Genomic DNA, 25,329 nt, shown 5'->3' on the forward strand with positions numbered 1-25,329 from the left:
CCCCGGGAGCGCGGGGTCAGGTCGTGTGCGGGCGGGTCAGGTCGAGATGTCGGGGTAGGGCATCGGGACATGCGACACGCGCCGGGCGTACTCGAGCTGGAATCCGAGCGGTTCGGGGTAGTCGCGTTCGAACATGCCGATGAAGAGTGTCAGCGTGAGGAACGGATGGGCGCCGAGCTCGAACAGCTTGGGGTAGTCGTGACCGGCGAGCGCGGCCCGCTCGGTGTCGTCGAACGCCAGCCAGGTGGTGGCCTCGCCGCCGACGCAGTTCAGAAGGCGGTTGGCGTACTCCGCCTCCCACCGCTCGACGGTGGCCACGGGGTCGGTGCGGTAGCGCTCCACCAGCTCGGGATCACGGTCGACCGTGTAGAGGAACTTGTTCAGCAGGTACTTGCTCACGCCGGCTCTCCGTTCGGGTACCAGGTGAAGTAGGCCTCCATGGTGTGGAACAGGTCGAGCGTGTCGACGTAGTCGGCCTTCCTGCCCTCGCCGGCGACGCCCATCATCAGCATGAAGTCCATGAATCCATGGGTGGCGTTGCCCGGCAGGTGCAGGCTGTCGAGGCTGACCTCGGCGAGGCACTCCTCGATGTCACCGCCCGCGATCCAGCCGACGGCCTTCCGGTCGAACTGCGGGTCGGGGCCGGTCGGCCCGAACTGCCGTGGACCGCCCAGCTCCAGCGAGAGATGCCCGGTGCCGATCACCGCGACCCGCTGGTCCGAGGGCCAGGACTCGATCACCTCCCGGATGGTGCGGCCGAGCTGTACGAACCGCTTCGGCTGGGGCAGCGGCGGGGCGAAGATATTGGTGTAGATCGGCACGATCGGCAGGTCGGCCTCGGGGCGCAGCGTGATGATCGGGCACGTGATCGAGTGGTCGATCCGCAGCTCGTTGGAGAACGCCAGGTCGAACCCGGCGTCCAGGCCCTGGCGCAGCACATGGGCGGAGAGGTCCTCCTGCCCCTTGAGCAGCATCTTCGGCAGCCCGAACTCGCGTTGCTCGTTGGAGAAGTTCCCGTCGTAGAAGGGGGCCTTGCCGACCAGGAACTGCGGCATGTTGTCCAGCCACAGTTGGTGGAAGTGGTCGGAGCCCACCATCACCAGCACATCGGGACGGGCCCGGGTGAGGGTCTCGCGGAACGCCTCGATCTTGCGGACCCACTCGTCGGCGAACGGCGGCCGGTCCGCTCCGGTGGAGGTGCTGGTGCGGTAGTAGAAGGGATGGTGGGTGGACGCGATCACCGCGACCAGCTCGGCCATCTCGGCCCTCCTTGTCTCGGCCGGGTGCCCGGGGCGGGGGCAGCCCGGGATCAGTGCTGCTCGGGCGAGTGGGGGACGGGGGTGTGGGGGACGGGGGTGTGGGGATCGGGGGCGTGCTGTTCGCCGGTGTGCCGCTCGGGCGGGTACGGCCCGTACTGCCCGGCGGGGTCGGGATCGGGGGCGACGGATTGGTTGTTGAGGTCCACCGACAGGAAGATGTCGTTGCCGACCGGGTGGCGCAGTTCCTCGGCGAGCTGGCCGATCAGCCCGGCGGTACGGGCGAGCAGCGCGAAGCCGCGCAGCAGCTCCAGCGGCAGACCGAGATCGGCCAGGGCCGCGCCGCAGACACCGGCACCGTTGAGCGGCAGGGTCCTGCCGAGGACCTGGGGATGCACGCGGCCGATGGCGGCGAACAGGGAGAGATGCGGGCCGTGGAGGTTCTCCTCGGCGGCGATCCGCAGCAGGCGCGGGGTGCGCGGGTCGCCCTGCTTGTGGACATGGTGTCCGAGGCCGGGGACAAAGGCGCGCGCTTCCCGCCGGGCCGTCACGGTCCTCAGGGCCAGGGCGTCCCACCCGGCGTCGTCGTCCGGCAGGGGCCCCTCGACCGAGTCCAGTACGTCGTGCAGGAACCGCCCGCAGTCCTCGGTGACACCGAGGAAACGCGATCCGCCGCCGAGCAGACCGGCGGCGAGCGCGCCCTGGACCGAGTCGGGCGCGGAGAGATACGTCAGCCGCGTGACGATGGCGGTCGGGGTGAAGCCGTGGTCGGCGAGCGCCGCCAGGACGGCCTCGAACACCCGGGTCTCGCCCTTGGTCGGACGGCGCTGGGTGGCCAGCCAGAACGCCAGCTCGCCGAACCCGACCGTGCCCATGATGTCCTCGGCCAGGTCATGGCCGAGGAGCGTGATCGTCTCCAGCGAGGACGCGCCGAGGGCGGTCTCGTAGACGGGCCGGGAAGGGGACGGGGACCGAGATTCGGGCTGGGGCCGGGATCGCGGTTCGGTCTGAGGCTGGGACTGCGGTTCGGGCTGGTTCTGGTGTCGGATCCGGGGCTGGTCGGTCACCGGCTGCCTCCTGGGGCTCCTGGGGCGTTCACCGTGTGTCTCCGGAGGCTCCGGAGGGGGATCCACCGGCTGTCTCCGGCCGGCCGGCCGCCTCCTCCGGTCCGCCGGCCGCCTCCTCCGGTCCACTGTCGCCCTGCGGGCGGGAGGTCAGCCAGTCGCGCAGCTCGGCGCCGTGCTCGTCGAGTTCCGGAGGGGGCCGCAGATAGCCGACCGGGGTGGCGGAGAACCGGATGGGATTGCGGGTGGTCGGCACCGCGCGCTCGCCCTCGCCGACCTCGACGACGGGATCGAGCCCGAAGCGCTCCGCCATGGCGAAGCCGCCGTCGATGGTGTTGATGGGCCCGCACGGTACCCCGACCGCGGTGAGCGCCTCGAACCACTCCACCGCGCCTCGGGTGGCCAGCCGCTCCTCCAGCAGGGGGCGCAGCTCCTCCCGGTTCCTGGTGCGGTCGGCGTTGTGCGCGAACCGCGGATCCTCGGGAAGGCCGGAGAGGCCGAGGACGTCGCACAGCCTGCGGAACTGCCCGTCGTTCGCCGCGGCGACGATCAGTTGGCTGTCCGCGGTGGGCAGTGGTTCGTACGGGAAGACACTGGGGTGGGCGTTGCCCATCCGGAACGGCACCACGCCACCGGCCGCGTACGCCGAGCTGTGGTTGACCAGCCCCGTGAGGGCCGAGGACAGCAGATTGACCTCGACGTGCTGGCCCTGGCCGGTCGCGTCGCGGTGGCGCAGCGCGGCGAGGATGCCGATCACGGCGTGGTTGCCGGCCATCACGTCGAACACCGAGATCCCGGCCCGGTACGGCGGCCCGTCCGGGTCGCCCGTAAGGCTCATCAGACCGGAGATGGCCTGCACCATCAGGTCGTAGCCGGGGACATGGCGTCCCGCGCCGGTGCCGAACCCGCTGATCGACGCGTAGACGGCGCCGGGGTTGGCGGCGCTCACACTGTCGTAGTCGAGGCCGTACTTGGCCAGACCGCCGGGTTTGAAGTTCTCGATGACCACGTCCGCGCGGCGGGCGAGCTCCCGCGCGACCTCGGCGTCGGCGTCGGCGTGCAGATCGAGGGCGATCGAGCGCTTTCCGCGGTTGACCCCGAGGTAGTAGGTGGAGACCTCGTCCCGTACGGGGGGCATCCAGGTGCGCGTCTCGTCGCCCTGGGGGCCTTCGACCTTGACGACCTCGGCGCCCATGTCGGCGAGCAGCATCGTGGCGTAGGGGCCGGCGAGGACCCGGGAGAAGTCCGCGACCAGCACCCCCGACAGCGGCCCGGACGCGGGGGCCGCCTCCGATACGGGGCCTGCCTCCGACGCGGGGCCCGGAGCGGACACGAGGCCCGGACCGGCCGCGGCACCTGCTCCCGCCGTGCTGGCCGTGGAGTCGTCGACCATCTGTCTCGCCTCATCCGTTCGTACAGCGGACTAGTGTCCGCCACCCGAGTCTGCCGCCGGAGACGGCCACCGGTCAAGGGCGCGAGGACGCGCGGCGCGGGGGTGCGGCGCGGAGGCGCGGGGCTCTGCGGGGGGCCGGGGAGATCGGTTCAGGAAGCGGCCGAGGCGGTCACGTGCGGCACGTCCTGGACGCGGGCGAAGTCCGCGCTGATGTCACCCGCGGCCTGCAACAGCAGCGGCAGATGGTGTTCGAGCAGATACTCCACCGTCGTCTCGGCGGCGTGGCAGTTGACGTTGATCCCGGCGATCACGCGGCCCGACCCGTCCCGCAGAGGTGCCGCGACCGACCGGATGCCCCGGGTGAGCTGTTCGTCGGTCAGCGCCCATCCGCGCGCCCGTACGTCCCGCAGCTCGGCGTCGCGCTCGGCCCGGTCGGGCTGCCAGCGGGCCACCAGCCCGGAGCGCGTCGGCTGGGCCAGCACCGCGTCCAGTTCGTCCGGCGGCAGGGCCGCGAGCTGGACCTTCCCCAGCGAGGTCGCCAGGGCGGGGAACCGGGTGCCGATCTGCACGGCCAGCGACACGATCTTCGGCACCGACACCCGCGCCACGTACACGATGTCCGAGCCGTCGAGTTGCGCGATCGAGCAGGACTCGTTCGTACGCGTCACCAGGTGCTCCAGATGTGGCCGGGCGACGTCCCACAGCCCCATCGACCGCACATACGCCACACCCAGCTCCAGCACCCGGGGGGTCAGGGAGTAGCCGCGCTCCACCGTGCGCACATAGCCCAGCTCCTCCAGGGTCAGCAGGATCCGCCGGGCGGTGGGGCGGGCCAGCGAGGTGGCCGCCGCCACCTCGGCGAGCGTCATCACCGGACGGTGCGGCCGGAACGCCGTGATGACCTTCAGCCCGCGCGCCAGCGCCTCGATGAAGTCGGGACCGGTTCCCTCACGCGGCATGACACGACCTCCTCGTGGCCTGATCTCAAGGCCTGATCTCAGGTGAAGGGTAGCCGCCGCTGTCCGCGAAGCGGACGACAGAGCCCGAAGAAGGCCGCGGAAGGGATACGTCGGCACATTGACACCGGAGAAGGGCTGAGCGAGGGTGGCCGCAACCAGCTTCTGTCCGTACAGCGGACGGGTGTACGCGTAAGCGCGAAGGAGCGTGAGGCGATGAGCCACCCCACCCATGACACGGCGGGCCGCGCGGTCGTCGACACTGCGGGCCGTGCGGTCGTCCTGCGAGGTGGCACCGTCCTGACGGTCGACGCCACCCGGCGGGTGCTCGCCGGACACGATGTCCTGGTCGTCGGTGACCGGATCGCCGCGATCGGCCCCGGCCTGTCCGTCCCGGACGGCACGGTCGAGATCGACGCGAGCGGCGGCATCGTCATGCCGGGCATGATCGACACCCACCGGCATCTGTGGCAGACGGCCATGCGCGGGTACGGGGCCGACTGGACGCTGACGCAGTACTTCGTCTGGTACTACCTGGAGTGGGGCAAGGTCTTCCGCCCCGAGGACGTGTACGCGGGCAATCTGCTGGGCGCCCTGGAGGCGCTCGACGCCGGTGTCACCACCACCGTCGACTGGTCGCACGGGCTGCGGACGACCCAGCACGCCGACGCCGCCGTCGACGCGCTGGAGGCCGTGCCCGGCAGATTCGTCCTGGCGTACGGCAATATCCAGGACGCGCCCGCCGCCTGGACCGGCACACCGGAGTTCCGCGACTTCGTCTCCCGCCGGATCACCGGTGACGACATGCTCGGTTTCCAGCTCGCCTTCGACGTCACCGGTGACCCCGCCTTCCCGGAGAAGCCGGCGTTCGAGGTCGCCCGCGACCTCGGCGTGGCGGTGACGACACACGCGGGGGTCTGGGGCGCGACCGGCGACGACGGCATCCGGCTGATGCACGAGCACGGATTCATGACCCCCGAGACCGTCTATGTGCACGGCGCGTCGCTGTCGGCCGACTCCTACCACCGGATCGCCGCGACCGGCGGGTCCGTGTCGGTGTCCACCGAGAGCGAGCAGAGCGCCGGCCAGGGCTACCCGCCCACCTGGGCGCTGCGCACCCATGGCATCCCGGTGTCGCTGTCCATGGACACCTCGGTGTGGTGGAGCGGCGATCTGTTCTCCGCGATGCGCACCACGCTGGGCGCCGACCGCTCCCGTGAGCACATGGAGGCGCACGCGCGGGGGGAGACCGTCACCCATGCCGCGCTGCGGGCCGAACAGGTGGTGGAGTGGGCCACCAGGGGCGGAGCGCGGGCGCTGGGCCGCGAGGCGGATCTCGGGAGCGTCGAGGTCGGCAAGAAGGCCGACCTCGTACTGATCAAGAACGACGCCTCCCCCGTGTCGTTCCCGCTGCTCAACCCGTATGGCCAGGTCGCCTTCCAGGCGCAGCGCGGTGATGTCCACACCGTGCTGGTGGACGGCCGCATCGTGAAGAGGGACGGCCGCCTCGTCGACACCGACCTGGCCCAGGTCCGCGCGACCGTCGACCGCACCGTCGCATTCCTCCAGGACCAGCTCGGACCGGAGGCCTGGCAGCGGGGGATGAACCCGGACGTGCCCGAGACGAAGGTGCTGGACAACCCGTACACCTACACCGACTACCAGAGCGGCAGCACCCACACCCGCTGACCGCGTCGAGCGCGATCACCGATGCCGTCCTCACTACCGCCGCGACCTCCGCGCCGTAGACGCGCGACGGTGTGGGGCCTCACCACATGTGGTGAGGCCCCACACCGTAGGGCTGGTGCGAGCGGGTTCCGCAGGTCCCGGATGGGTCCGGCGGGTCCGGCGAGCCCGGCGGGCCCGGCGGATCCGTCAGCGCGCGTCGGCCGGTGTGCGTCGGCCGGTGTGCGTCGTCGGTGCCGCGTCCTTCGGCGTGAGGCGGACCGGTGCGCGTCCTTCGGCGTGAGGCCGTCAGCCCGCGTCCGCCGTGAGGGGGAGCGTCGTGGAGCGCTCGATCAGGGCGTTGACCGGCTGGTCACCCTGCGGGGTCATGGGCATGGTGTAGTGGCCGACGGCCCAGAAGCCACCCGAGGCGCCGACCGGTGCCAGATCGTAGAAGGTGTAGGACGGCCACCGGGTGTCACCGTCGGGTGCCAGAGCTCCGGGTTGCTTGGTCCAGTCAGTGCCGTCGTAGTGCCAGAACACCGGCTCGGCCTCGGCCGGTTCGGTCTGGTCGTTACCGGTGACCCACAGACCGCCCCGCCCGTCGGTGGTGATCGCGTGGAGGTAGAGGTCGGCGAGCGAACCGGTGATGTCCCGCCAGGCGGTGCCGTCCCAGTGCGCGACGCTCGGGATGGGCGGGGCGGCGTCGGGCGCGTCGGCCCACCCGGCCACATAGACGCTGTCCGGGGCTTCCGCGGTGATCTTGGCGGTGTCGGTACCGGTCCGTACGGGGGGCTCCTCCATCAGGGTCCAGGTCGTCCCGTCCCAGTGGTAGGTCACCGGATGGCCGCCGCGCACCGGGTACCGCATGCCGGTCGCGTAGGCGTCGTCCGCCGACAGGGCGTCGATGTCCCGGATGTCGACGCGGCTCGGCAACGCGAAGGTCTGCCAGGTGCCGTCGGCGTACGTGTAGAGGGCGTCGCCGCCCTTGAACAGCCGCCCGGGGACGGCCTCGATCGGGACCTCGGGCCAGGAGTCGTCGAAGGGGCCGGTCGTGGGAACGGTGGTCCAGCGGGTGCCGTCGTAGTGGACCAGCGTCTGGCTCCTGTTGGCCGAGCCGTAGGCCCATACGTCCTGGGCGGAGACCGCGCTGACCGACGACCACTGCCACACATCGGGGAGGCCCGGGGCGGTGTCCTTGCTCCATCTCACGCCGTCCCAGCGCATGATGACACCGTGCTGGGCCTTTCTGCCGACCGCCCAGGCCAGGTTCTCGTCGATGACGGAGACCGACATCAGGGACTCCGCCGGGCCGGCGCCGGAGAGGGAGACCTCCCAGCCGGAGACGTCCGAGCCGGAGACCTCCGAGCCGGCTGCCGTTCCCGCGGCTTCGGCGCCGCCGGCCGTGAGCAGGGTGGCGGCGAGTGTCAGTGAGGCGGCCGCGGTACGCAGCAAGTGCCGTACGTGCACAGGTGAATCCTTCCTTTTCGATCAGGAGTTCGGTCTCGGGGACCACGAACCAGACTCGCCGCGGCGGCGGATGGTTGTAGGGGGTTGTAGCGGGCGGCGGGCGGCGGGAGGTTGCCGGGGACAGGGAGACGCCGGCGGCCGGCTCGGTGGACGTGGCCGGTCCCGGGTCGGGGGCCCCCACGAGATCGCCTAATCGGACGGACGTACGGCGAGTGAAGATGCGGGGATTGCCAGGCGCCCGGGGTGAGGTACCGGCACTCTGCTGAAGGTCGATGGACCGATCCGAACGGGGCTCGGCGGCGGAGGACCGTGTGGTGACAGCCAGGGGGAGCACATGTGACGGTTGAACGAGCCATCGGCGCTTCTGCCTCGGTCCCGGCCCCGGCCCGTACGCATGCACGTCGCCCGGCCGGCGAGGGCCCGCGGAGGAGCGTCCCGCGCCATGTCGCCTGCGTGATGGACGGGAACGGCCGGTGGGCGGCCCAGCGGTCGTTACCGCGTACGTCGGGTCACCGGGCGGCGGAGGCAACGGTGATCGACGTCATCGAGGCGGCGCGGGCGGCGGGGGTGGAGTGGCTGAGCCTGTACGCGTTCTCCACCGAGAACTGGCAACGCCCGGGGAACGAGGTCGACTTCCTCATGCGACTCGTGCGCCGCGTCGTACGCAAACACGCCGCGCTGCTGCACGCGCGCGGCATCCGCTGCCGCTTCCTCGGTGTGACCGACCCGAGGATCCCCGCGGCGCTGGCCCGGGACTTCGCCGACCTGATGACGCTGACCGGCAGGAACCGGGGCATGACGCTGACCGTGGCGTTCGATCACGGCGGACGCAGGGACATCGTCGAGGCGGCACGGTCCCTCATCCGCAGCGGGGTGTCGGCCGACGCCGTCGACGAGCGGCACTTCGCCGCCCATCTGCCCTTTGCCGACACACCCGATGTGGATCTCGTCATCCGGACCTCCGGCGAACAGCGCATCTCCAACTTCATGCTCTGGCAAGTGGCCTACGCGGAGTGGATCTTCCCACCGGTGCTCTGGCCCGACTTCCGCGCGCCGCACTTCTTGGAGTGCCTGCACACCTATCAGCAACGCAATCGCCGCTTCGGCGGCGTGACGCCGAAGGCGAACGGAGAACCTCTCCCGTGACCGACACAGACAGCAGCCACTCCAGGCGCACCGGTCCCCACGAAGTACAGTTCGGAGCTCTGTTCGGTCCGGGCTCGCAGTTCCACCGGTTCTTCAACGACCCGCGCTGGGCGCTGGCCATGGTCCGGGCCACGGTACTGGAGGCCGCCCACCCCCAGATCGGCGCGGCCCTGATCGACAACTCGACGTTCGTGGCCCACCCCTGGCGACGGCTGCGCAACACCTTCCTGAGCCTCCAGCGCATGTTCGGTGCCGACGACGACGCACGGCAGAGGGAGGCGGCGCGGCTCAATCGCCTGCACGCCCGGCTGAGCGGCGCCGACGCGCGGAACCGGCCGTACGACGCGATGGACCCCCAGGTCCGCGCCTGGGTGGTCGCCACGCTGTTCGAGAGCACCGTCACCATGTGCCGGCTGAGCGGGCAGCCGCTCGAACAGACCGACATGGAACAGCTCTACGCCGAATTCCAGGCCTTCCTCGCCGTCCTGGGGGATCAGGCCGGCCATCTGCCGCCCACGTTGCGGGAGTTCTGGCCGTACTACGACCACATGGTCGAGACGGAGCTGGAGAACACAGAGGCGCTGCGCATCATCCTCTACAAGCTCTTCGACCATCTCCCGGCGCCGCCCCTGCTGGACGGCCTGCCCACCGTATGGGCGGCCGGGCGCGCGCTCGCCGGCCCGGTCATCGGCGCGATCACCGTGGCGTCCCTCCCGGAGCCCTTCCGCCGACGCGCGGGGCTGCCCGAGATCCCCGGCGCCCAGACGCTGATGCAGAGCGTCTACATGGCCGCCGGCCTGGCGCGCTTCCTGCCCGAGGGCTGGATCGAGGTGGAGAGCCTCGCCGGCCTCATCTATCTGTCCCCCGACAGCGATGACCCCCGAGCCGCGACGATCACCGCGCTGCGCGACCGGATGAAGCGGGCCGGTGCCCTGTTCAGGCTGGTCACGCCCTTCCCCACGCAGTCCGGTCCCGAGGAGGGGACGGGGGCGCGGAGGAGCGCCGAGGAGTTCTTCCGTACGGTCCTGGACCAGACCGGGGACGGCTACCTCGACTGGCCCGATCTTGCCGCCATGGCACGGGAGTTGTCCTCGCGCCTGGATCTGGACGAGCCGGAGGAGACCAGGCTCTACAACGCGTACGCGGAGTGGTGGAGGGAACTCCAGGCGGCCCTCGACATCGACGGCGACGGCCGGATCAGCAAAGAGGAGTACGCCGCCGCTGTGCCTTCCCTCGCGGGGCCCGCTCTGATCAGGGTCGCCGAGGTTCTCTTCGAGGTCACCGACGCGGACGGCAACCAGTACATCGACGCGGACGAGTACCGGGCCCTGTTCCGGACCGCGTTCCGGCGCACCGTGCCCGGCACCGAGGAGAGGTATTCACGCAGCGCGTTCGTGAAGGACTTCCTTTCCTTCATGTCGGGCCGTCAGCGCTCCACCGCGTACGACCCACTGCTCGCCGACGCGTAGGCGCCCAGGAACCGGGACACCGGCCGGGTGCGCCGGGAGACGACAACCCCCGCCCGGACAACGCCACCGCCTTGACCACAACCCCGCCCGGACAACGCCGCCGGGCGGCGGCACCGGCGGTCACGCGTACGCGGAAGGCCCCGACCGGCGAACGGTCGGGGCCTTCCAGGTCATGCACGCCATGCACGCCATGCACGCCATGCACGCCATGCTCGGCGTGCACGGCATGATCAGAACGAATCAGACGAGGTCGAACCGGTCCAGGTTCGCCACCTTGTTCCACGCCGCGACGAAGTCGGTCACGAACTTCTCCTTCGCGTCATCGCTCGCGTAGACCTCCGCGAGCGCGCGCAGCTCGGAGTTCGACCCGAAGACGAGGTCGGCGCGGCTGGCGGTCCACTTGACCTCGCCCGTGGTGGCGTCGCGGCCCTCGAACGTGTTCGCGTCCTCGGACGTCGCCTTCCACGTCGTGCCCAGTTCGAGCAGGTTGACGAAGAAGTCGTTGGTCAGCGACCCGGGGGTCGTGGTGAGAACGCCGAGCGACGACTGCTGGTAGGTCGCGCCCAGGACCCGGAGGCCACCGACGAGGACCGTCATCTCGGGGGCGCTCAGGGTCAGCAGGTTCGCCCGGTCGATCAGCAGGTACTCGGCGGGCAGCCGGTTGCCCTTCCCGAGGTAGTTGCGGAACCCGTCGGCGGTCGGCTCCAGCGCGGCGAACGACTCCACGTCGGTCTGCTCCTGCGACGCGTCCGCGCGGCCCGGCGTGAAGGGGACCTCGATGTCGACACCGGCGGCCTTGGCGGCCTGCTCGACGGCCGCGCCTCCGGCGAGCACGATCAGGTCGGCGAGCGAGATCCGCTTGCCGCCGGTCTGGGCGGCGTTGAAGGTCTCCTGGATCCCCTCAAGGGTGCGCAGCACCGTCGCGAGCTGGTCGGGCTCGTTGACCTCCCACCCGCTCTGCGGTTCGAGACGGATGCGCGCGCCGTTGGCGCCGCCGCGCTTGTCGCTGCCGCGGAAGGACGAGGCCGACGCCCACGCGGTGGACACGAGCTGGGACACCGACAGGCCCGAGGCGAGGACCTGGCTCTTGAGGGAGGCGACGTCCTCGGCGTCGACGAGCTCGTGCGTCACCGCGGGGAGCGGGTCCTGCCACACCAGCGTCTCGGCCGGCACCTCCGGGCCGAGGTAGCGCGCGATCGGGCCCATGTCACGGTGGGTCAGCTTGAACCACGCGCGGGCGAAGGCGTCCGCGAACTCCTCGGGGTTCTCGAGGAAGCGCCGCGAGATCTGCTCGTACGCCGGGTCGACACGGAGTGCGAGGTCGGTCGTGAGCATCGTCGGGGCGTGGGTCTTCGACGGGTCGTGGGCGTCGGGGACGGTACCCGCTCCCGCGCCGTCCTTCGGCCGCCACTGATGCGCGCCCGCGGGGCTCTTGAAGAGCTCCCACTCGTAGCCGTAAAGGATCTCCAGGAAGCTGTTGTCCCACGTCACCGGGGTGTTCGTCCAGATGCCCTCAAGGCCGCTGGTGATCGCGTCGCCGCCCTTGCCCGTGCCGAAGCTGTTCTTCCAGCCGAGGCCCTGGTCCTCGATCGAGGCGGCTTCGGGGTCGGGGCCGACGTTGTCCGCCGGGCCCGCGCCGTGCGTCTTGCCGAAGGTGTGGCCGCCCGCGACGAGGGCGACCGTCTCCTCGTCGTTCATCGCCATCCGGCGGAACGTCTCACGGATGTCGCGGGCCGCGGCGAGCGGGTCCGGGGTGCCGTTCGGGCCCTCCGGGTTGACGTAGATGAGGCCCATCTGGACCGCGCCGAGAGGGTTCTCCAGCTCCCGGTCACCGGTGTAGCGCTTGTCGTCGAGCCAGGTGGTCTCGGGACCCCAGTAGACGTCCTCCTCCGGCTCCCAGACGTCCTCACGGCCGCCGGCGTAGCCGAAGGTCTCGAAGCCCATCGATTCCAGGGCGACATTGCCGGCCAGGATCATGAGGTCGGCCCACGAGAGGCTCTGGCCGTACTTCTTCTTGACCGGCCAGAGCAGACGGCGGGCCTTGTCGAGGTTGCCGTTGTCCGGCCAGCTGTTGAGGGGGGCGAAGCGCTGCTGGCCGGCCCCGGCGCCACCGCGGCCGTCGCTGATCCGGTAGGTGCCCGCGCTGTGCCACGCCATCCGGATGATGAACGGGCCGTAGTGGCCGAAGTCGGCCGGCCACCAGTCCTGCGAGGTGGTCAGCACCTCCGCGATGTCCTGCTTCACGGCCGGGAGGTCGAGGGAGTTGAACGCCTCGGCGTAGTCGAACTCCTCGCCGAGGGGATTGGCCACGGCGGGGTTCTTGGCGAGGATCTTCAGGTTGAGCCGCTCCGGCCACCACGCGCGGTTTCCGCCGCCCTGAGTCGGGTGCGGGGCACGCCCGTGCGCGACCGGGCAGCCACCTCCGCTCTCCGTCTTCGCGTCTACGACGATTGCGTCATGGTTCTCTGACATGGGAATCCTTCCGAACCAGGCGGATCACGGTGCTCAGGAACTGCGGGCGGTGGGACAGCCGGGACAGGACCCCGGCGGATGACCTCGGCTTCGGGTCGAGAAGCCGTGGTCGACGGATGCGGTCGGGCGGCCCGCCCCGCAGGCCGTGCGGCCGACGTGGGCGACGACACCGTACGGACGGCGGACGAGGTGGTGGTCGGCCCCGGGACGGCGTACGGGTTCCGCCGCGGTGAGCGCGTCGAAAGCCCCCCACGCGACGTGGAACCACGCGCGACATGAAGGCGGACACGGCCCCCACGATCGCGCCCCGGAGACGATCGCCCCGACCCCGGGACGGTCACCGTCCAGGACGGTCTTGAGCGGCGCGCCCCGGGCGGCTCTCACCCGCGGGCCGGCACCGCACAGTTGCTCGGGGGTGGTCCCGTCACGTCTCCGTCTCCTGCCGTACTGAAGTCTTCCCGTCCCTTGGCTATCGCCGGAACCGATCCTACGATGGACGGAGTCCAAGTCAAGAAGTAGACCAAAGGCATATCTCATCAGGATCCGGACGTCCGCTGATAAACTTCGGGTATCCCGCAAACCTGAATAGGTGAACCGATATGAGTGACCTGCTGGAGCGACTGCGAGGGCGTGGCTGGCGGATGACCTCCCAGCGGCGCGTCGTCGCGCAGGTCCTCGACGGCGACCACGTCCATCTCACGGCCGACGAGGTGCACGCCCTCGCGGCGGAGCGGCTGCCCGAGATCTCCCGGGCGACCGTCTACAACACCCTGGGTGAACTGGTCTCCCTCGGCGAGGTCATGGAGGTCTCCACCGAGGGCCGCGCCAAGCGTTACGACCCCAATGCCCACCACCCGCACCAGCACCTGGTGTGCTCCCGCTGCGGCACCATCCGCGACGTCCACCCCACCGGAAACCCCCTGTCCGACCTCCCGCCGGAGGAACGCTTCGGTTTCACGGTCACCGAGGCCGAAGTCACCTACCGAGGCCTCTGCCCCTCCTGCGGCTGACGCCGAGTGGGATCTGGGATGCGATAACCGGTCCCGCCTCCCGCCCATTTACTCGTACAGGTCCTCGCCGTGCTGATGGCGAAGCTGGGTCAGGATAAGGCTGCCTACCCCAAGGACGCCGAACGCATAGCGCTTCGCGTCCTTGCGCTTCTGGATGTTGTGACGGTCCACGTTGCTCAGCGCCTGAGTGAAACCCATGCCCAACCCTCGCCAGCCCTCCCATTCTCCGGGTTCCTTACCGAGGCGGTACTGGGCGTCAGCCGCGAATACTCTGGCGAAGAGTCCTTTGCCGACCAGGGCCTGGCCGTTGCCGTTGCGTGGATCTCCGCACCATCTCCGGACGCGGTCCTCGACAAAGATGGCGGTCTGGCTCGCCACCGTCTGCCAGTCCTCGTTCTGAACATGGGTCTGCACGTGAGACCACAGGTCAGGGTCGAAGGCCGTCTCGTCCACGGCGTCGTCGCTGGTGCCTGCTTCCTTCAGCTCGAATATCGCCGCCTCGATGACACCGCAGGCTTTTTGCAAACCTCCTAGGAAGGCCCTGGCGAACTCTGCATCGGGGGTATTCCCAATGACCATCGTCAGCGAGTAACGGACGCCTTCGAAGTCGGCCAGCAAGTGGTGGTCCTTGCCAAGCGCACGAATGAGGGTGGACCGCACGCGTCCTTTCCACGACGAGAACGCGCCGGGCGGTCGAAGCTCCATCCCGCGCCGGTCGGCTTCGTCCTTCAGTTCCGTCAAGACCTCGATGGCCCTCGCAGCGTGCATCGACACAAGGTAGCGACAGCACGCACGTCCGGCACAACGGTTGCCCCAGAGAAGCACCCGCCCCACCGAGCCGCCCGGCAACACCTGCCCTGCTGACGTCATGGGCGCGACCGTAGGTGTCATCGATGTGCTTGAAGCAGTCGACATCCGAAAACGCGCGGGTTGGCGGATTCCGGGAGTGGCAAGACGACGAACCCGGCCGCCGGCCCACCACTGGACGTGGCGTTGTGAGCTGATCGACGAGGCCGCGGACGACGGCCAAACGCTTCGTGCTCTACGGCAGCGACCTGGCCGCATACCGCCCGAGATCGACGCAATGAGCAGCCGGAAGGACTGGTTCCCGTACGAGATCACCCGCTCCGGACTGGTCCGGAGCACAGTGAGCACCCGGGCACTGTCCGGGAACTACAAGCTCCGTCCTTCCTTCTCCCGGCTCCAGTTCTCGCCGGTTGAACAGTTCGTTCTTCTCTTATGGTTCACTGAATGACTTTCTCGGACGACGGGGTTGGATGGAGGCCGGAAGACGCTTACCAGGCACACGTCCGGTCCCCTACTTGGTGATCATTAGCGGTTTGGGCAGGGGAAACATGCTGCGGAGCAAAGCGGGGACGACCGGCGACACATGGCAGGAGAGATTCCTCCTTACGCATCTGGTGGGAGGGGTTTTCGCCCTCGGCTGGTACGCCTTCACAGACACCTTGTTCAAGGACACGTGGAGGTCGGGCCAACGCGTAGCGATGGGCTTGTTCCTTGGCTGGTCGCTGCTCGTCTGGCTCAAACGCCGACGTCAGGGCACCGTGGCCTGACCAGGCGCTCACCTCAGGACGAGTAGGTGCAGGGAACGCCCGCGCCGAGCGAGATGGGGATGCAGCAACCGGCATCCGTAAGGCAGTTGGGGCAGACGCGGCGGTCGGAGTTCGCCTTGGCGAGAGCCGCTCACTTCGCCGGCGTCATCCGCTGTACGGGGCCTGGCGAGGTCAATGCGGTAGAGGTAGGCCGCCCCGGATCGGGAGACGGACCGGAACGGCGGTAGCGGTGGGAGCACCACAGGAGCTGTGCCGCGATGTCGGCCTCGGACCAACCGGCCGTGACCGACCACGCCTCGGGGAGGAGTTCGCCGGGGGTACGAATCGGCCGGACGTGCGGGCCGACTGCGGTACAAGCCGGTCGCCCGGCGGGCGCGGACCGCTCACCGACGCGGCGACCGTCTAGACAAGATCGACGGACTCCTCTGGACCCGGCGGCCAGACCAGCCGCCTCCCGCTGCCCCCCCCGGGTCACTCGTCCCGGAGACGGATCGCCATCACGGTCCCGTCGGCGCGGATGGACACTGCGTTCCACTGCTCCGATGTGCTGCGGTCCGGCCACTGCCCGCGTAGGGCGTGTACCTCGCGTCGGTATTCGTTGACGCGCCCGTGGTGGAGGTGCATGTACAGATTCCCCTGGAGCCCGGAGAACGCCTCTACTCGGGTGCCATTGAGGCGGTAGATGTGGTCGGTGCCGACGAAGTCGATGCCGTGGATGCGGTGCTCTGCATCGCGCAGTCTGGCCGTGTTGGAGTGGGCGTCGTGCTGGAAGTGGCGTCGCCCTTGTTCCTCGGTCAGGTACTGGGCGGTGGGCTTGCCGCCTCCGGTGAAGGCCATGAGCGTGGCTGCCTCCGTCCGTGCCCGCACAACGTTGAACCAGGCGAAGGAGTCGGGCAGCACCTGGAACCCGGGGACGGTCGTCTTCCCGCGGTCCGTGGGCCGCGCGACGTCGGCCATACGGTTCTCCTGCCCTAGGACGAGGTCCAGGTCGGCTTCCGATGTCTCTCCGGGTGGGCGGAGAAAGGTCGTGCCTGGCGCCTCCAGGATGTGCACGGCAAGGCTTTCCGTGGTGGGGATCTCGGTGCCGATGAGGAGGTACGGGACTGTGCCGTAGGGCCCGATGTGCATGGACTCCACGTGGGCGCTGGCCGTACTGAGCTGCTTCTGTACCTGATGAACGCTGCTGTGGGTGCCCTTCGAGGAGAGGAGCAGGACCTTGGACGGCTGCCCTGGTTGCCAGGCTTCGACGAAAAAGTGGGGCCGTCGCTGTAGCGGCTCCGGGCGAGCGCCGGTACCGGAGCCGCGTAGGGTCCAGCCGGCCTTCAGGGCGACGTCCGCCGGGATCACGGAGACCGAGTGGTCGGGGTACCGGGACCTGACGATGTACTCGGCCAGCAGCGAGGCGAAGCCGGTGCCGTTTTCTCCGGACTGTGTGGCCTTGTAGAAGCGCAGGAGATCGCGCCCCTCGGACGACACCGGAACAACGGCATCGTCGTGTCCGCGGTGGTGCACGCCATCCTCGACCGCGAATGGGCAGCGCTCTCCCCGGAGTAGCCGCTCGCGCCGCGCGGCTCGCTCCGGGCTTGCCCAAGGACGAGTAGGCCAAGGGGCATCCGAGAGCCTCGGCCGTACTCGGACGCCGAGTCGAGGTGCTGACGACCACTCGCCGGCCACGGAGACTCCCCGAAAACTCGTTAGGCGGACGAGGGCGACCACTGCTATTTTTCCGGAGGCCGTGCGAGAGACCGAGGAGGTGGTACCCGTGAACGCAGTATCGACATGGGTGCTCCCCTCCGGGGTCATGGTCGGGCGATAGGTCGTCCGGGAGCGCCATTCTGAGCCCTCCCGAAAGGCACGACCATGCATTTCACTTCCGAGCAGCGTCTCGACGACGGTGTCCTCGAACGCGAATTCACCCTTGATGAGATCCCCGGCCTCCTGTGGACACCCGGATCCGCATCCGCATCCGCACCGGTGCCGCTGATCTTGCTCGGCCACCCTCCCCTGGGGCTGCGCAGGATGTATCCCCGGCTGGTGGCGCGGGCCATGCACTCCGCGGCGGAGGGCTTCGCCACGGCCACCATCGAGCTCCCCGGAAGCGGCGACCGGCCCCGTTGGCCCGCCGCCGAGCAGGCCCGCTCCGACCTGCGCCGGGCGCTGGAGGCCGGCGAGCCGGTCAGTGACGGGATCGTCGATGCCCTCATCCTCCCGTTGGTCGAAAAGGCCGTCCCGGAATGGCGGGCCGCCCTGGACGCTCTCCTTTCGCTGCCCGAGATCGGCGGCCCGGTCGGGTACTCGGGGGGAGTGATCTCGATTGGCATCCGGCTGGCGGTGGTCGAGCCTCGCATCTCGGCCGCCGGTCTGTTCGCCGGGAGTTTCGTGCCTCGCGCCATGTTCGAGGAGGCCCGGCAGGTCACCGTTCCGCTGCATGTCCTGCTCCAGTGGGACGACGAGGGGAACGACCGGCAGGCGGCCCTGGACCTTTTCGACGCCTTCGGCTCCAAGGAGAAGTCCCTGCACGCCCATATGGGCGGGCACACAGGCGTCCCGCAGTCCGCGGGGGACGCCGCGGCCCAGTTCTTCACCCGACATCTGAAGTGAGGCCGGGCCGTCGGACCGGCAGCAGACGGTAGCTGATGTCGGCCGGCCTGCCGCTCATCGAGGACAGGTCCCGGCCCTCCGCAGCTCGCTGCACCGTGGGCCCCTGCTGAACTCTCAGCAGGGGCCCGTGCTGCCCAAGCAGCTACGGCTTGCCGCTTTGTCACCTCAGCGATGACGGTGTCCAGCTCGGTGATCGCCGCCTCGACCTGGTCCATCCCCCCAGGCAGGAGATGCGACGGTCAGTGTGCGGTGCGGCGGGTGTAGGCGTTCGCCAGGGCCGCTGACCTGGCGGACCAGGCCTGCGCCGCAGCGGCCGAAGGGCCGCCACAGGTTCTTCCCAGCCCGACGCACTGGTATGGGTAAGCAACTGCACGAAGGTTGTTGGTGCGGTTTCGGCAACGCCCGGCCACCGGCAGCCGATGACCACCGGCGCATGGCTCAACCGGCTCGCGCCGAAGGGCCATCGTGATCGTCGCGGTCCGCACCTGCGCGATCCGTCCCATCTTCTCCTGGGGCGGTTTCGGCTCCCGGGCCAGACCCGCGACAAAAAGTCCACCGAGTCCCGGAGTGAGCGAGGCCGGGGCGGAACTGCAACTACGAACGTCGAAGGGCCCCACCGCGACCGGTGGGGCCCTTCGACGTATTGCCCGGTGAGAGCAATGGCGGAGGATACGAGATTCGAACTCGTGAGGGGTTGCCCCCAACACGCTTTCCAAATGTTCGTACGGGGGTCCGGGGTGAGTCATCGGCGTCCTGACCTGCGCCGGAATGAGAGGCGGGGCGCCCGGTGGACGGTGCTGGACGGGGGTGAACGAGACCAGAACTGAGACCATCGGGGCAGGGCCGCCGAGGCCGCCGCTTTGGCACTGCCGCCTCTTGACCAGCCGCTGCAGCTATGTGTGCCCCCGAGTAGGCGCTGCCAGGTCCGATCGGCAGTTGCCGCTGGCTGCTGGGTCACCCGTCCTGGAGACGGATCGCCATCACGGTTCCGTCGGCGCGGATGGACACCGCGTTCCACTGCTCTGATGTGCTGCGGTCCGGCCACTGCCCTCGTAGGGCGTGAACCTCGCTTCGGTATTCGTTGACGCGCCCGTAGTGGAGGTGCGTGTAGAGGCTCCTCTTGAGCCCGGAGAACGCCTCTATGCGGGTGCCATTGAGGCGGTAGATGTGGTCGGTACCGACGAAGTCGATGTCGTGGATGCGGTGCTCCGCATCTCGTAGCCCGGCCGTGTTGGCGTGGACGTCGTGCTGGAAGTGGCGTCGTCCTTGTTCCTTGGTCAGGTATTGGGCGGTGGGTTTCCCACCTCCGGTGAAGGCCGTGAGTGTGGCTGCTTCGGTCCGTGCCAGCACGACGCTGAACCAGGCAAAGGATTCGGGCAGCACCTGGAACCCGGGGACGGTCGCCTCTCCTCGGTCCGAGGGCCGCACGACGTCGGCCATACGGTTCCCCTGCTCCAGGGCGAGGTCCAGGTCGGCTTCTGATGTCTCTCCGTGCGGGCGGAGGACGGTCATGCCCGGCGCCTCCAGGATGTGCACGGCAAGGCTCTCAGTGGTGGGGATCTCGGTGCCGATGAGCAGGTATGGGACTGTGCCGTAGGGCCCGATGTGTACGGACTCCACGTGGGCGCTGGCCGTACTGAGCTGCTTCTGTACCTGATGAACGCTGCTGTGGGTGCCCTTGGAGGAGAGGAGGAGGACCTTGGACGGCTGCCCTGGTTGCCAGGCTTCGACGAAGAAGTGGGGCCGTCGCTGTAGCGGCTCCGGGCGAGTGCCGGTACCGGAGCCGCGTAGGGTCCAGCCGGCCTTCAGAGCGACGTCCGCCGGGATCACGGAGACCGAATGGTCGGGGTAACGGGACCTGACCACGTTCTCGGCCAACAGCGAGGCGAAGCCGGTGCCGATTTCTCCGGACTGGGTGGCCTTGTAGAAGCGCAAGAGATCGCGACCCTCGGACGACAGCTGCAGGTAACGGCCTCGGTTGGTTTCCAGGGCCTGGCTGTAGCGCAGGCTGCCCCAGTGCTCGGCGAGTCCTCGCCCCGCGCCTTGGCGGGCCGAAGCGGCTCCGAGGCCGATGGCGTGGATGACCTGCCAGGGTGTGAGTATCAGTGATCGCGGCGCTGCCCGGACGGCTCTGTAGTCGGTGCGTCGGCGAAGCGGGCCCCGCCCGTCCTCTATCCGCTTCTCGTCCTCGTCCGCCGCAGCTTTGGTGACCTGGGCGGCGAGTTCGGTGGACGAGCGAACCTGAACGTGGGAGGTGGTGCTCAGCTCTTGGAGGATCTCGGCGATGGCTTTGGATTCGTCCGCATTCACCAGCAGCCCTTCCGTCGATGTCGTGTGGCGTGAGCCGGAGGACGGTAGGACGGGGCGGGGGAGCGCAAACAAGTACGCACGAGAGGGCGCAGGCCGGGATTCGGCCAGACCCGACGGCCCTGCTGGCGACGATTGGGGGAGGACCGCTACCTGCCGCGCAACCACGTCTCAAGAGCGCCGAAGTCCGCGACGGTGAGGCCGTGACGGTGGTCAATGCGGTGCAGGAAGGTTCGAGCGGGGTAGTGAACCTCGGCCCAGGTGCGGTCGGCGTTGGTGATCTCGTCGTCGAGCCAGGCGAAGGGGCGCCCGGCTGCCCAGCCGAGAAGAGTGCGAGTCTTCCAGTGCAGGCCGGACGGGTCGGGCTCCTCGGAGGGCTCCGGCCACGTGACCACGGGGAGCTGCGGCAGACCCAGGAGCGGCGCGAGGCACTCGTTGGCCTCGGACTCCCACGTGGTGGCCCACACCAGATCGCACGGAAGAGCCAGCAACTTGGACCCGAGGGCGGGATCGACCCTGGCCAGCAGCGGATTCGCGTCGGCTTCCTGCGGCACGTACGTCGGATAACCGTCCGGGTACTGCTCTCGTGTCGCTCCGAAGGGGATCAGCGGTCCGTCCACGTCAAGGAAGAGGATGGGCCGCGGCGGGGAAACGATCACACCTGCACCGTACGGGCAGAAAGGCCGCCCCGGAAGCGGACCGACGGCCGCCCGCCCGGACATGGCCGCGCCGCTGGTGCAACGACGAACGTCGAAGGGCCCCACCGCGACCGGTGGGGCCCTTCGACGTATTGCCCGGTGAGAGCAATGGCGGAGGATACGAGATTCGAACTCGTGAGGGGTTGCCCCCAACACGCTTTCCAAGCGTGCGCCCTAGGCCACTAGGCGAATCCTCCGCGGCAAACAATACAAGACGCTGAGCCGTGCTCGCGAACTCGTTCCGGGGGGTGGGGATCGGGTACTGTGGGCGCAGCCCCTCACGTGGCGCTATCTGACTGAACTCCCCCAGGGCCGGAAGGCAGCAAGGGTAGGTCGGCTCTGGCGGGTGCGTGGGGGGCGCTCGCGTTGGGGCGGTGGTACGGGCGCGATGTCGGAGGGGGCCGATATCGTCGTAGGTGTGTCGTCCCTTGCGCTCTACCGCCGCTATCGTCCCGAGTCCTTCGCCGAGGTCATCGGTCAGGAGCATGTCACCGACCCGTTGCAGCAGGCGCTGCGGAACAACCGGGTCAACCATGCGTACCTGTTCAGCGGGCCGCGGGGCTGTGGGAAGACGACCAGCGCGCGCATCCTCGCGCGGTGTCTGAACTGTGAGCAGGGGCCCACGCCGACCCCGTGCGGGGAGTGCCAGTCCTGCCAGGACCTCGCCAGGAACGGGCCGGGGTCGATCGACGTCATCGAGATCGACGCCGCCTCGCACGGTGGTGTGGACGACGCCCGTGATCTTCGCGAGAAGGCGTTCTTCGGCCCGGCCGGAAGTCGTTACAAGATCTACATCATCGACGAGGCGCACATGGTCACCTCAGCGGGTTTCAACGCCCTGCTGAAGGTGGTCGAGGAGCCGCCGGAGCATCTCAAGTTCATCTTCGCGACCACCGAGCCCGAGAAGGTCATCGGGACGATCCGGTCGCGCACGCACCACTATCCGTTCCGGCTGGTCCCGCCGGGGACGCTGCGCGAGTATCTCGGCGAGGTCTGCGGCAAGGAGGGCATCCCCGTCGCGGACGGGGTGCTGCCGCTGGTGGTACGGGCCGGCGGCGGATCCGTTCGGGACTCGATGTCCGTGATGGACCAGTTGCTCGCGGGCGCCGCCGAGGACGGTGTGACGTATCCCATGGCGACGGCCCTCCTCGGTTATACGGACGGCTCGCTGCTCGATTCGGTCGTGGACGCGTTCGCGGCGGGCGACGGCGCCGCGGCGTTCGAGGTCGTCGACCGGGTCATCGAGGGCGGCAACGACCCGCGGCGATTTGTCGCCGATCTACTGGAGCGCCTGCGTGACCTGCTCATTCTGGCCGCCGTGCCGGACGCGGGGGAGAAGGGGCTGATCGACGCGCCCGCCGATGTCGTGGAGCGGATGACCGCCCAGGCGTCGGTGTTCGGCGCCGCCGAGCTGAGCAGGGCGGCCGATCTGGTCAACACCGGGCTGACGGAGATGCGCGGAGCGACCTCGCCCCGGCTCCAGCTCGAACTGATCTGCGCGCGGGTGCTGCTGCCCGCGGCCTTCGACGACGAGCGTTCGGTGCAGGCACGGCTCGACCGCCTCGAACGGGGAGCGGCAGCCGCCGTCACGGCCCAGGGGGCGGCCTTCTCGGCCGGCGGTCCCGGGGCCGGTCCCGGGGCCGGTCCCGGCGCCGGTCCGGGTCCCGCGATCGGTTACGTTCCCGGCCCCGAGGCGCACGCTCCCGTACCGCCCCCGATGCCCGCCGCCCCCCCGGCCGTACCCGCGGCGGCACCGCCGCCGCCCGTCGCCGCGCCCCCGCCCGTACCCGAGAGCGCGGCCGAGCCGCAGCGCCCCGGGGCGTGGCCGGGGGCCGCCGCGCCGGATGCCGGACGCCGTCCAGGCGGCTGGCCCACCGCCTCGACACCGGGACAGGGCGCCGCGCCCGGCCGGCAGGCCCCCGCGCCGTCTCCGGCCACCCCGGCCGCGCCGTCGCAGCCCGCTGCCGCCGCCCCCGGCGGCGCGGCGGGGACGGGCCCCGGTCCGGGGCTGACCCAGGGCGCGGGCCAGGTGCGGAGCATGTGGCCGGACATCCTGGAGGCCGTCAAGAACCGCCGGCGCTTCACCTGGATCCTGCTCAGTCAGAACGCGCAGGTGGCAGGGTTCGACGGGACGACGCTCCAAGTCGGCTTCATCAACGCCGGCGCGCGTGACAACTTCACCAGCAGCGGCAGCGAGGACGTGCTCAAGCAGGCGCTCGCCGAGCAGTTCAACGTGCAGTGGAAGGTCGAGGCGATCATCGACCCCTCGGGCGGCTCCCAGCCGCCGTCCGGAGGCGTCGGCGGCGGTGGCGGTGGCGGCGGCTACGGCGGTGGCCCCGCGGGCGGGAGCGGCTACGGCGGTGGAAGTGGTTACGGCGGCGGAGGTGCCCCCGCCGCCGGCTTCGGCGGCGGTCCCGGCGGTGGCGGTCCCGGGGGCAGCGCGGGCAACAGCGGTGGTTACGGCGGCGGAGGCTCCGGCGGTGGCCCCGGGAACGGCGGAAGCCCCGGGACGGGCGGTGGATACGGCAACGGCGGCGGTGGTTACGGAGGCCGTCCCCCGGCGGGCGGCTCCGCCGCCACCGCGTCCCCGGCCCAGCGCGGCGGCCCGTCCGACGGCTCCTCCCCGTCGGCCGGACCCGCGTCCCACGCGTCCCCGGGATCGGCCTCCGCCCACGTCCCCGGCCGCGGCGAGCCGGCGCGCTCCGACAACCGGCCCGCCGCGCCCGCTCCACCGCCCCCCGTCGCCCCGGAGGACGACATTCCGGAGGAGGACGATCCGGACCTTGTCGACTCCGCGCTCTCCGGCCACGACCTGATCGTGCGCGAGCTGGGAGCGACGGTGGTGGAGGAATATACGAACGAGTAGCGGTCCGCTGTTCGGCGCCCCCTCCAAGGCCCGCACACGGAAGGCCGCCCCCTCCGGGCTAGGCTGCCTCCCGTGAAGGTCCTTGTCATCGGCGGCGGCGCCCGCGAACACGCCCTGTGCCGCTCTCTCTCCCTCGACCCCGAGGTCACCGCTCTGCACTGCGCTCCCGGCAACGCCGGTATCGCCGAGGTGGCCGAGCTGCACCCGGTGGACGCGCTGGACGGCGCGGCCGTGGCCCGTCTCGCCACCGAGCTGGAGGCCGGGCTCGTCGTCGTCGGTCCCGAGGCCCCGCTGGTGGCGGGGGTCGCCGACGCCGTACGCGACGCGGGCATCCCCTGCTTCGGCCCGTCCAGGGAGGCGGCCGAGCTGGAGGGGTCCAAGGCCTTCGCCAAGGATGTGATGGCCGCGGCGAACGTCCCGACGGCCCGCAGCTATGTCTGCACCACCGCCGAGCAGATCGAGGACGCGCTCGACGCCTTCGGTACGCCGTACGTCGTCAAGGACGACGGGCTCGCCGCAGGCAAGGGCGTCGTCGTGACCGCCGACCTCGCCCAGGCGCGCGAGCACGCGCTCGCCTGCGAACGGGTCGTCATCGAGGAGTTCCTCGACGGGCCCGAGGTCTCCCTCTTCGCCATCACCGACGGCGAGACCGTCCTTCCGCTCCAGCCCGCGCAGGACTTCAAGCGCGCGCTCGACCACGACAAGGGCCCCAACACGGGCGGCATGGGCGCGTACTCCCCGCTCCCGTGGGCCGAGCCCAAACTGGTGGACGAGGTCCTGGAGACCGTTCTCCAGCCCACGGTCGACGAACTCCGACGACGCGGTACGCCCTTCTCCGGGCTGCTGTACGCGGGCCTCGCGATCACGGGCCGGGGGGTACGGGTCATCGAGTTCAACGCCCGCTTCGGCGACCCGGAGACACAGGTCGTGCTGGCCAGGCTCAAGACCCCGCTCGCGGGGGTGCTGCTGGCCGCGGCCGAGGGGACGCTCGCCGACCTGCCGCCGCTGGCCTGGCGCGACGACGCCGCGGTCACCGTGGTCGTCGCCTCGCACAACTACCCGGACACACCGCGCACCGGCGACCCGATCGGGGGCCTCGACGCGATCGCGGCCCAGGACGCGCCCCACGCGTATGTACTGCACGCCGGAACCCGGCGGAGCGACGACGGTACGGTCGTGAGCGCGGGCGGCCGTGTGCTCTCGGTGACGGCGACGGGCAAGGACCTGACGCAGGCACGTGAGCGGGCGTACACCGCGGTGGACCGCATCACCCTGCCGGGCTCGCAGCACCGTACGGACATCGCACGCGAGGCCGCGAAGGCCTGACGCCGAGGAGAGGAAGCAGGGCGTCGGGCACCGCCCGACGCCCCACGGGCCCCCGT

18 protein-coding genes, 1 tRNA gene and 1 other RNA gene are annotated in these 25,329 nt (G+C 70.1%); 8 read left to right on the plus strand and 12 right to left on the minus strand.

Annotated elements, in window-relative coordinates; all coding sequences use genetic code 11:
* Window positions 1–36 precede the first annotated feature (36 nt).
* The 5 genes from ACFYYH_RS27630 to ACFYYH_RS27650 form a co-directional block, all read right to left on the minus strand.
* Window positions 37–399: a hypothetical protein gene (locus ACFYYH_RS27630; protein WP_388556347.1), complete on the minus strand. Its 363-nt coding sequence runs from the start codon at window positions 397–399 to the stop codon at window positions 37–39.
* Window positions 396–1,259 (minus strand): extradiol ring-cleavage dioxygenase, encoded by an 864-nt coding sequence (locus tag ACFYYH_RS27635; RefSeq protein ID WP_388556350.1) that lies wholly within the window; start codon window positions 1,257–1,259, stop codon window positions 396–398. Before ACFYYH_RS27635 ends, ACFYYH_RS27630 begins: the two co-directional genes overlap by 4 nt.
* A 50-nt stretch (window positions 1,260–1,309) precedes the next feature.
* Window positions 1,310–2,323: a citryl-CoA lyase gene (locus ACFYYH_RS27640; RefSeq protein ID WP_388556353.1), complete on the minus strand. Its 1,014-nt coding sequence runs from the start codon at window positions 2,321–2,323 to the stop codon at window positions 1,310–1,312.
* A gap of 28 nt (window positions 2,324–2,351) precedes the next feature.
* The gene (locus ACFYYH_RS27645) at window positions 2,352–3,713 is read right to left on the minus strand and encodes a CaiB/BaiF CoA transferase family protein (RefSeq protein WP_388556356.1); all 1,362 of its coding nucleotides are present in this window, start codon (window positions 3,711–3,713) and stop codon (window positions 2,352–2,354) included.
* Between the two features lie 149 nt (window positions 3,714–3,862).
* Window positions 3,863–4,672, minus strand: coding sequence for an IclR family transcriptional regulator C-terminal domain-containing protein (locus ACFYYH_RS27650; protein WP_388556358.1), 810 nt, complete (start codon window positions 4,670–4,672; stop codon window positions 3,863–3,865).
* Between the two features lie 213 nt (window positions 4,673–4,885).
* On the opposite strand from ACFYYH_RS27650, the gene ACFYYH_RS27655 reads away from it, so the two are divergent.
* Entirely contained in the window at window positions 4,886–6,358 is a 1,473-nt protein-coding gene (locus tag ACFYYH_RS27655) for an amidohydrolase family protein (protein ID WP_388556361.1), read from the plus strand.
* A 285-nt stretch (window positions 6,359–6,643) separates the two neighbouring features.
* On the opposite strand, the gene ACFYYH_RS27660 is transcribed toward ACFYYH_RS27655, so the two are convergent.
* Complete coding sequence (locus tag ACFYYH_RS27660) at window positions 6,644–7,804, minus strand: hypothetical protein (protein ID WP_388556363.1); 1,161 nt, start codon at window positions 7,802–7,804, stop codon at window positions 6,644–6,646.
* A 456-nt stretch (window positions 7,805–8,260) separates the two neighbouring features.
* Between ACFYYH_RS27660 and uppS the strand changes: the two genes are divergently transcribed.
* A complete protein-coding gene (gene uppS, locus ACFYYH_RS27665; protein WP_388556511.1) occupies window positions 8,261–8,950 on the plus strand; it encodes a polyprenyl diphosphate synthase in 690 nt (229 codons plus the stop codon).
* Complete coding sequence (locus ACFYYH_RS27670; RefSeq protein WP_388556366.1) at window positions 8,947–10,419, plus strand: oxygenase MpaB family protein; 1,473 nt, start codon at window positions 8,947–8,949, stop codon at window positions 10,417–10,419. The genes uppS and ACFYYH_RS27670 overlap by 4 nt, the downstream gene beginning before the upstream one ends.
* Before the next feature lie 240 nt (window positions 10,420–10,659).
* Here the strand turns inward: ACFYYH_RS27670 and katG are convergent, their stop codons facing one another.
* Window positions 10,660–12,891, minus strand: coding sequence for a catalase/peroxidase HPI (katG, locus tag ACFYYH_RS27675; RefSeq protein WP_388556368.1), 2,232 nt, complete (start codon window positions 12,889–12,891; stop codon window positions 10,660–10,662).
* A gap of 599 nt (window positions 12,892–13,490) precedes the next feature.
* Between katG and ACFYYH_RS27680 the strand changes: the two genes are divergently transcribed.
* Window positions 13,491–13,901 (plus strand): Fur family transcriptional regulator, encoded by a 411-nt coding sequence (locus ACFYYH_RS27680; protein ID WP_388556371.1) that lies wholly within the window; start codon window positions 13,491–13,493, stop codon window positions 13,899–13,901.
* A 48-nt stretch (window positions 13,902–13,949) separates the two neighbouring features.
* Here the strand turns inward: ACFYYH_RS27680 and ACFYYH_RS27685 are convergent, their stop codons facing one another.
* Together ACFYYH_RS27685 and ACFYYH_RS27690 are read right to left on the minus strand one after the other, a co-directional pair.
* Complete coding sequence (locus tag ACFYYH_RS27685; protein ID WP_388556374.1) at window positions 13,950–14,771, minus strand: TIGR02391 family protein; 822 nt, start codon at window positions 14,769–14,771, stop codon at window positions 13,950–13,952.
* A 1,175-nt stretch (window positions 14,772–15,946) separates the two neighbouring features.
* The gene (locus ACFYYH_RS27690) at window positions 15,947–16,951 is read right to left on the minus strand and encodes a hypothetical protein (RefSeq protein ID WP_388556376.1); all 1,005 of its coding nucleotides are present in this window, start codon (window positions 16,949–16,951) and stop codon (window positions 15,947–15,949) included.
* Between the two features lie 384 nt (window positions 16,952–17,335).
* Between ACFYYH_RS27690 and ACFYYH_RS27695 the strand changes: the two genes are divergently transcribed.
* Window positions 17,336–18,076 carry an alpha/beta hydrolase gene (locus tag ACFYYH_RS27695; protein WP_388556379.1) on the plus strand — a complete coding sequence of 247 codons (741 nt, stop codon included), beginning with the start codon at window positions 17,336–17,338 and terminating at the stop codon, window positions 18,074–18,076.
* A 954-nt stretch (window positions 18,077–19,030) separates the two neighbouring features.
* On the opposite strand, the gene ACFYYH_RS27700 is transcribed toward ACFYYH_RS27695, so the two are convergent.
* The 3 genes from ACFYYH_RS27700 to ACFYYH_RS27710 form a co-directional block, all read right to left on the minus strand.
* Complete coding sequence (locus ACFYYH_RS27700; RefSeq protein ID WP_388556381.1) at window positions 19,031–20,386, minus strand: hypothetical protein; 1,356 nt, start codon at window positions 20,384–20,386, stop codon at window positions 19,031–19,033.
* Between the two features lie 146 nt (window positions 20,387–20,532).
* The gene (locus tag ACFYYH_RS27705) at window positions 20,533–21,042 is read right to left on the minus strand and encodes an HAD domain-containing protein (protein ID WP_388556383.1); all 510 of its coding nucleotides are present in this window, start codon (window positions 21,040–21,042) and stop codon (window positions 20,533–20,535) included.
* Between the two features lie 148 nt (window positions 21,043–21,190).
* Window positions 21,191–21,278: transfer RNA gene (locus ACFYYH_RS27710), tRNA-Ser, on the minus strand.
* 72 nt (window positions 21,279–21,350) lie between these two features.
* On the opposite strand from ACFYYH_RS27710, the gene ffs reads away from it, so the two are divergent.
* The 3 genes from ffs (at window position 21,351) to purD (ending at window position 25,273) form a co-directional block, all read left to right on the plus strand.
* An RNA gene (gene ffs, locus ACFYYH_RS27715) (signal recognition particle sRNA small type) lies at window positions 21,351–21,449 on the plus strand.
* Between the two features lie 50 nt (window positions 21,450–21,499).
* Window positions 21,500–23,947 carry a DNA polymerase III subunit gamma and tau gene (locus ACFYYH_RS27720; protein ID WP_388556385.1) on the plus strand — a complete coding sequence of 816 codons (2,448 nt, stop codon included), beginning with the start codon at window positions 21,500–21,502 and terminating at the stop codon, window positions 23,945–23,947.
* A 72-nt stretch (window positions 23,948–24,019) separates the two neighbouring features.
* Window positions 24,020–25,273, plus strand: coding sequence for a phosphoribosylamine--glycine ligase (gene purD, locus ACFYYH_RS27725; protein ID WP_388556388.1), 1,254 nt, complete (start codon window positions 24,020–24,022; stop codon window positions 25,271–25,273).
* Window positions 25,274–25,329 lie beyond the last annotated feature (56 nt).

The organism is Streptomyces sp. NPDC002018 (assembly GCF_042890865.1).
In the GTDB taxonomy this organism is placed as follows: Bacteria; Actinomycetota; Actinomycetes; order Streptomycetales; family Streptomycetaceae; genus Streptomyces.

Bases quoted from the DNA above. Each gene is read 5' to 3' on its own strand.
- ACFYYH_RS27680 (WP_388556371.1), top strand. From the start codon at position 13,491: ATGAGTGACCTGCTGGAGCGACTGCGAGGGCGTGGCTGGCGGATGACC.
- katG (WP_388556368.1), bottom strand. From the start codon at position 12,891: ATGTCAGAGAACCATGACGCAATCGTCGTAGACGCGAAGACGGAGAGC.
- ACFYYH_RS27635 (WP_388556350.1), bottom strand. From the start codon at position 1,259: ATGGCCGAGCTGGTCGCGGTGATCGCGTCCACCCACCATCCCTTCTAC.
- ACFYYH_RS27695 (WP_388556379.1), top strand. From the start codon at position 17,336: ATGCATTTCACTTCCGAGCAGCGTCTCGACGACGGTGTCCTCGAACGC.
- ACFYYH_RS27645 (WP_388556356.1), bottom strand. From the start codon at position 3,713: ATGGTCGACGACTCCACGGCCAGCACGGCGGGAGCAGGTGCCGCGGCC.
- ACFYYH_RS27685 (WP_388556374.1), bottom strand. From the start codon at position 14,771: ATGACGTCAGCAGGGCAGGTGTTGCCGGGCGGCTCGGTGGGGCGGGTG.
- ACFYYH_RS27650 (WP_388556358.1), bottom strand. From the start codon at position 4,672: ATGCCGCGTGAGGGAACCGGTCCCGACTTCATCGAGGCGCTGGCGCGC.
- ACFYYH_RS27655 (WP_388556361.1), top strand. From the start codon at position 4,886: ATGAGCCACCCCACCCATGACACGGCGGGCCGCGCGGTCGTCGACACT.
- uppS (WP_388556511.1), top strand. From the start codon at position 8,261: ATGGACGGGAACGGCCGGTGGGCGGCCCAGCGGTCGTTACCGCGTACG.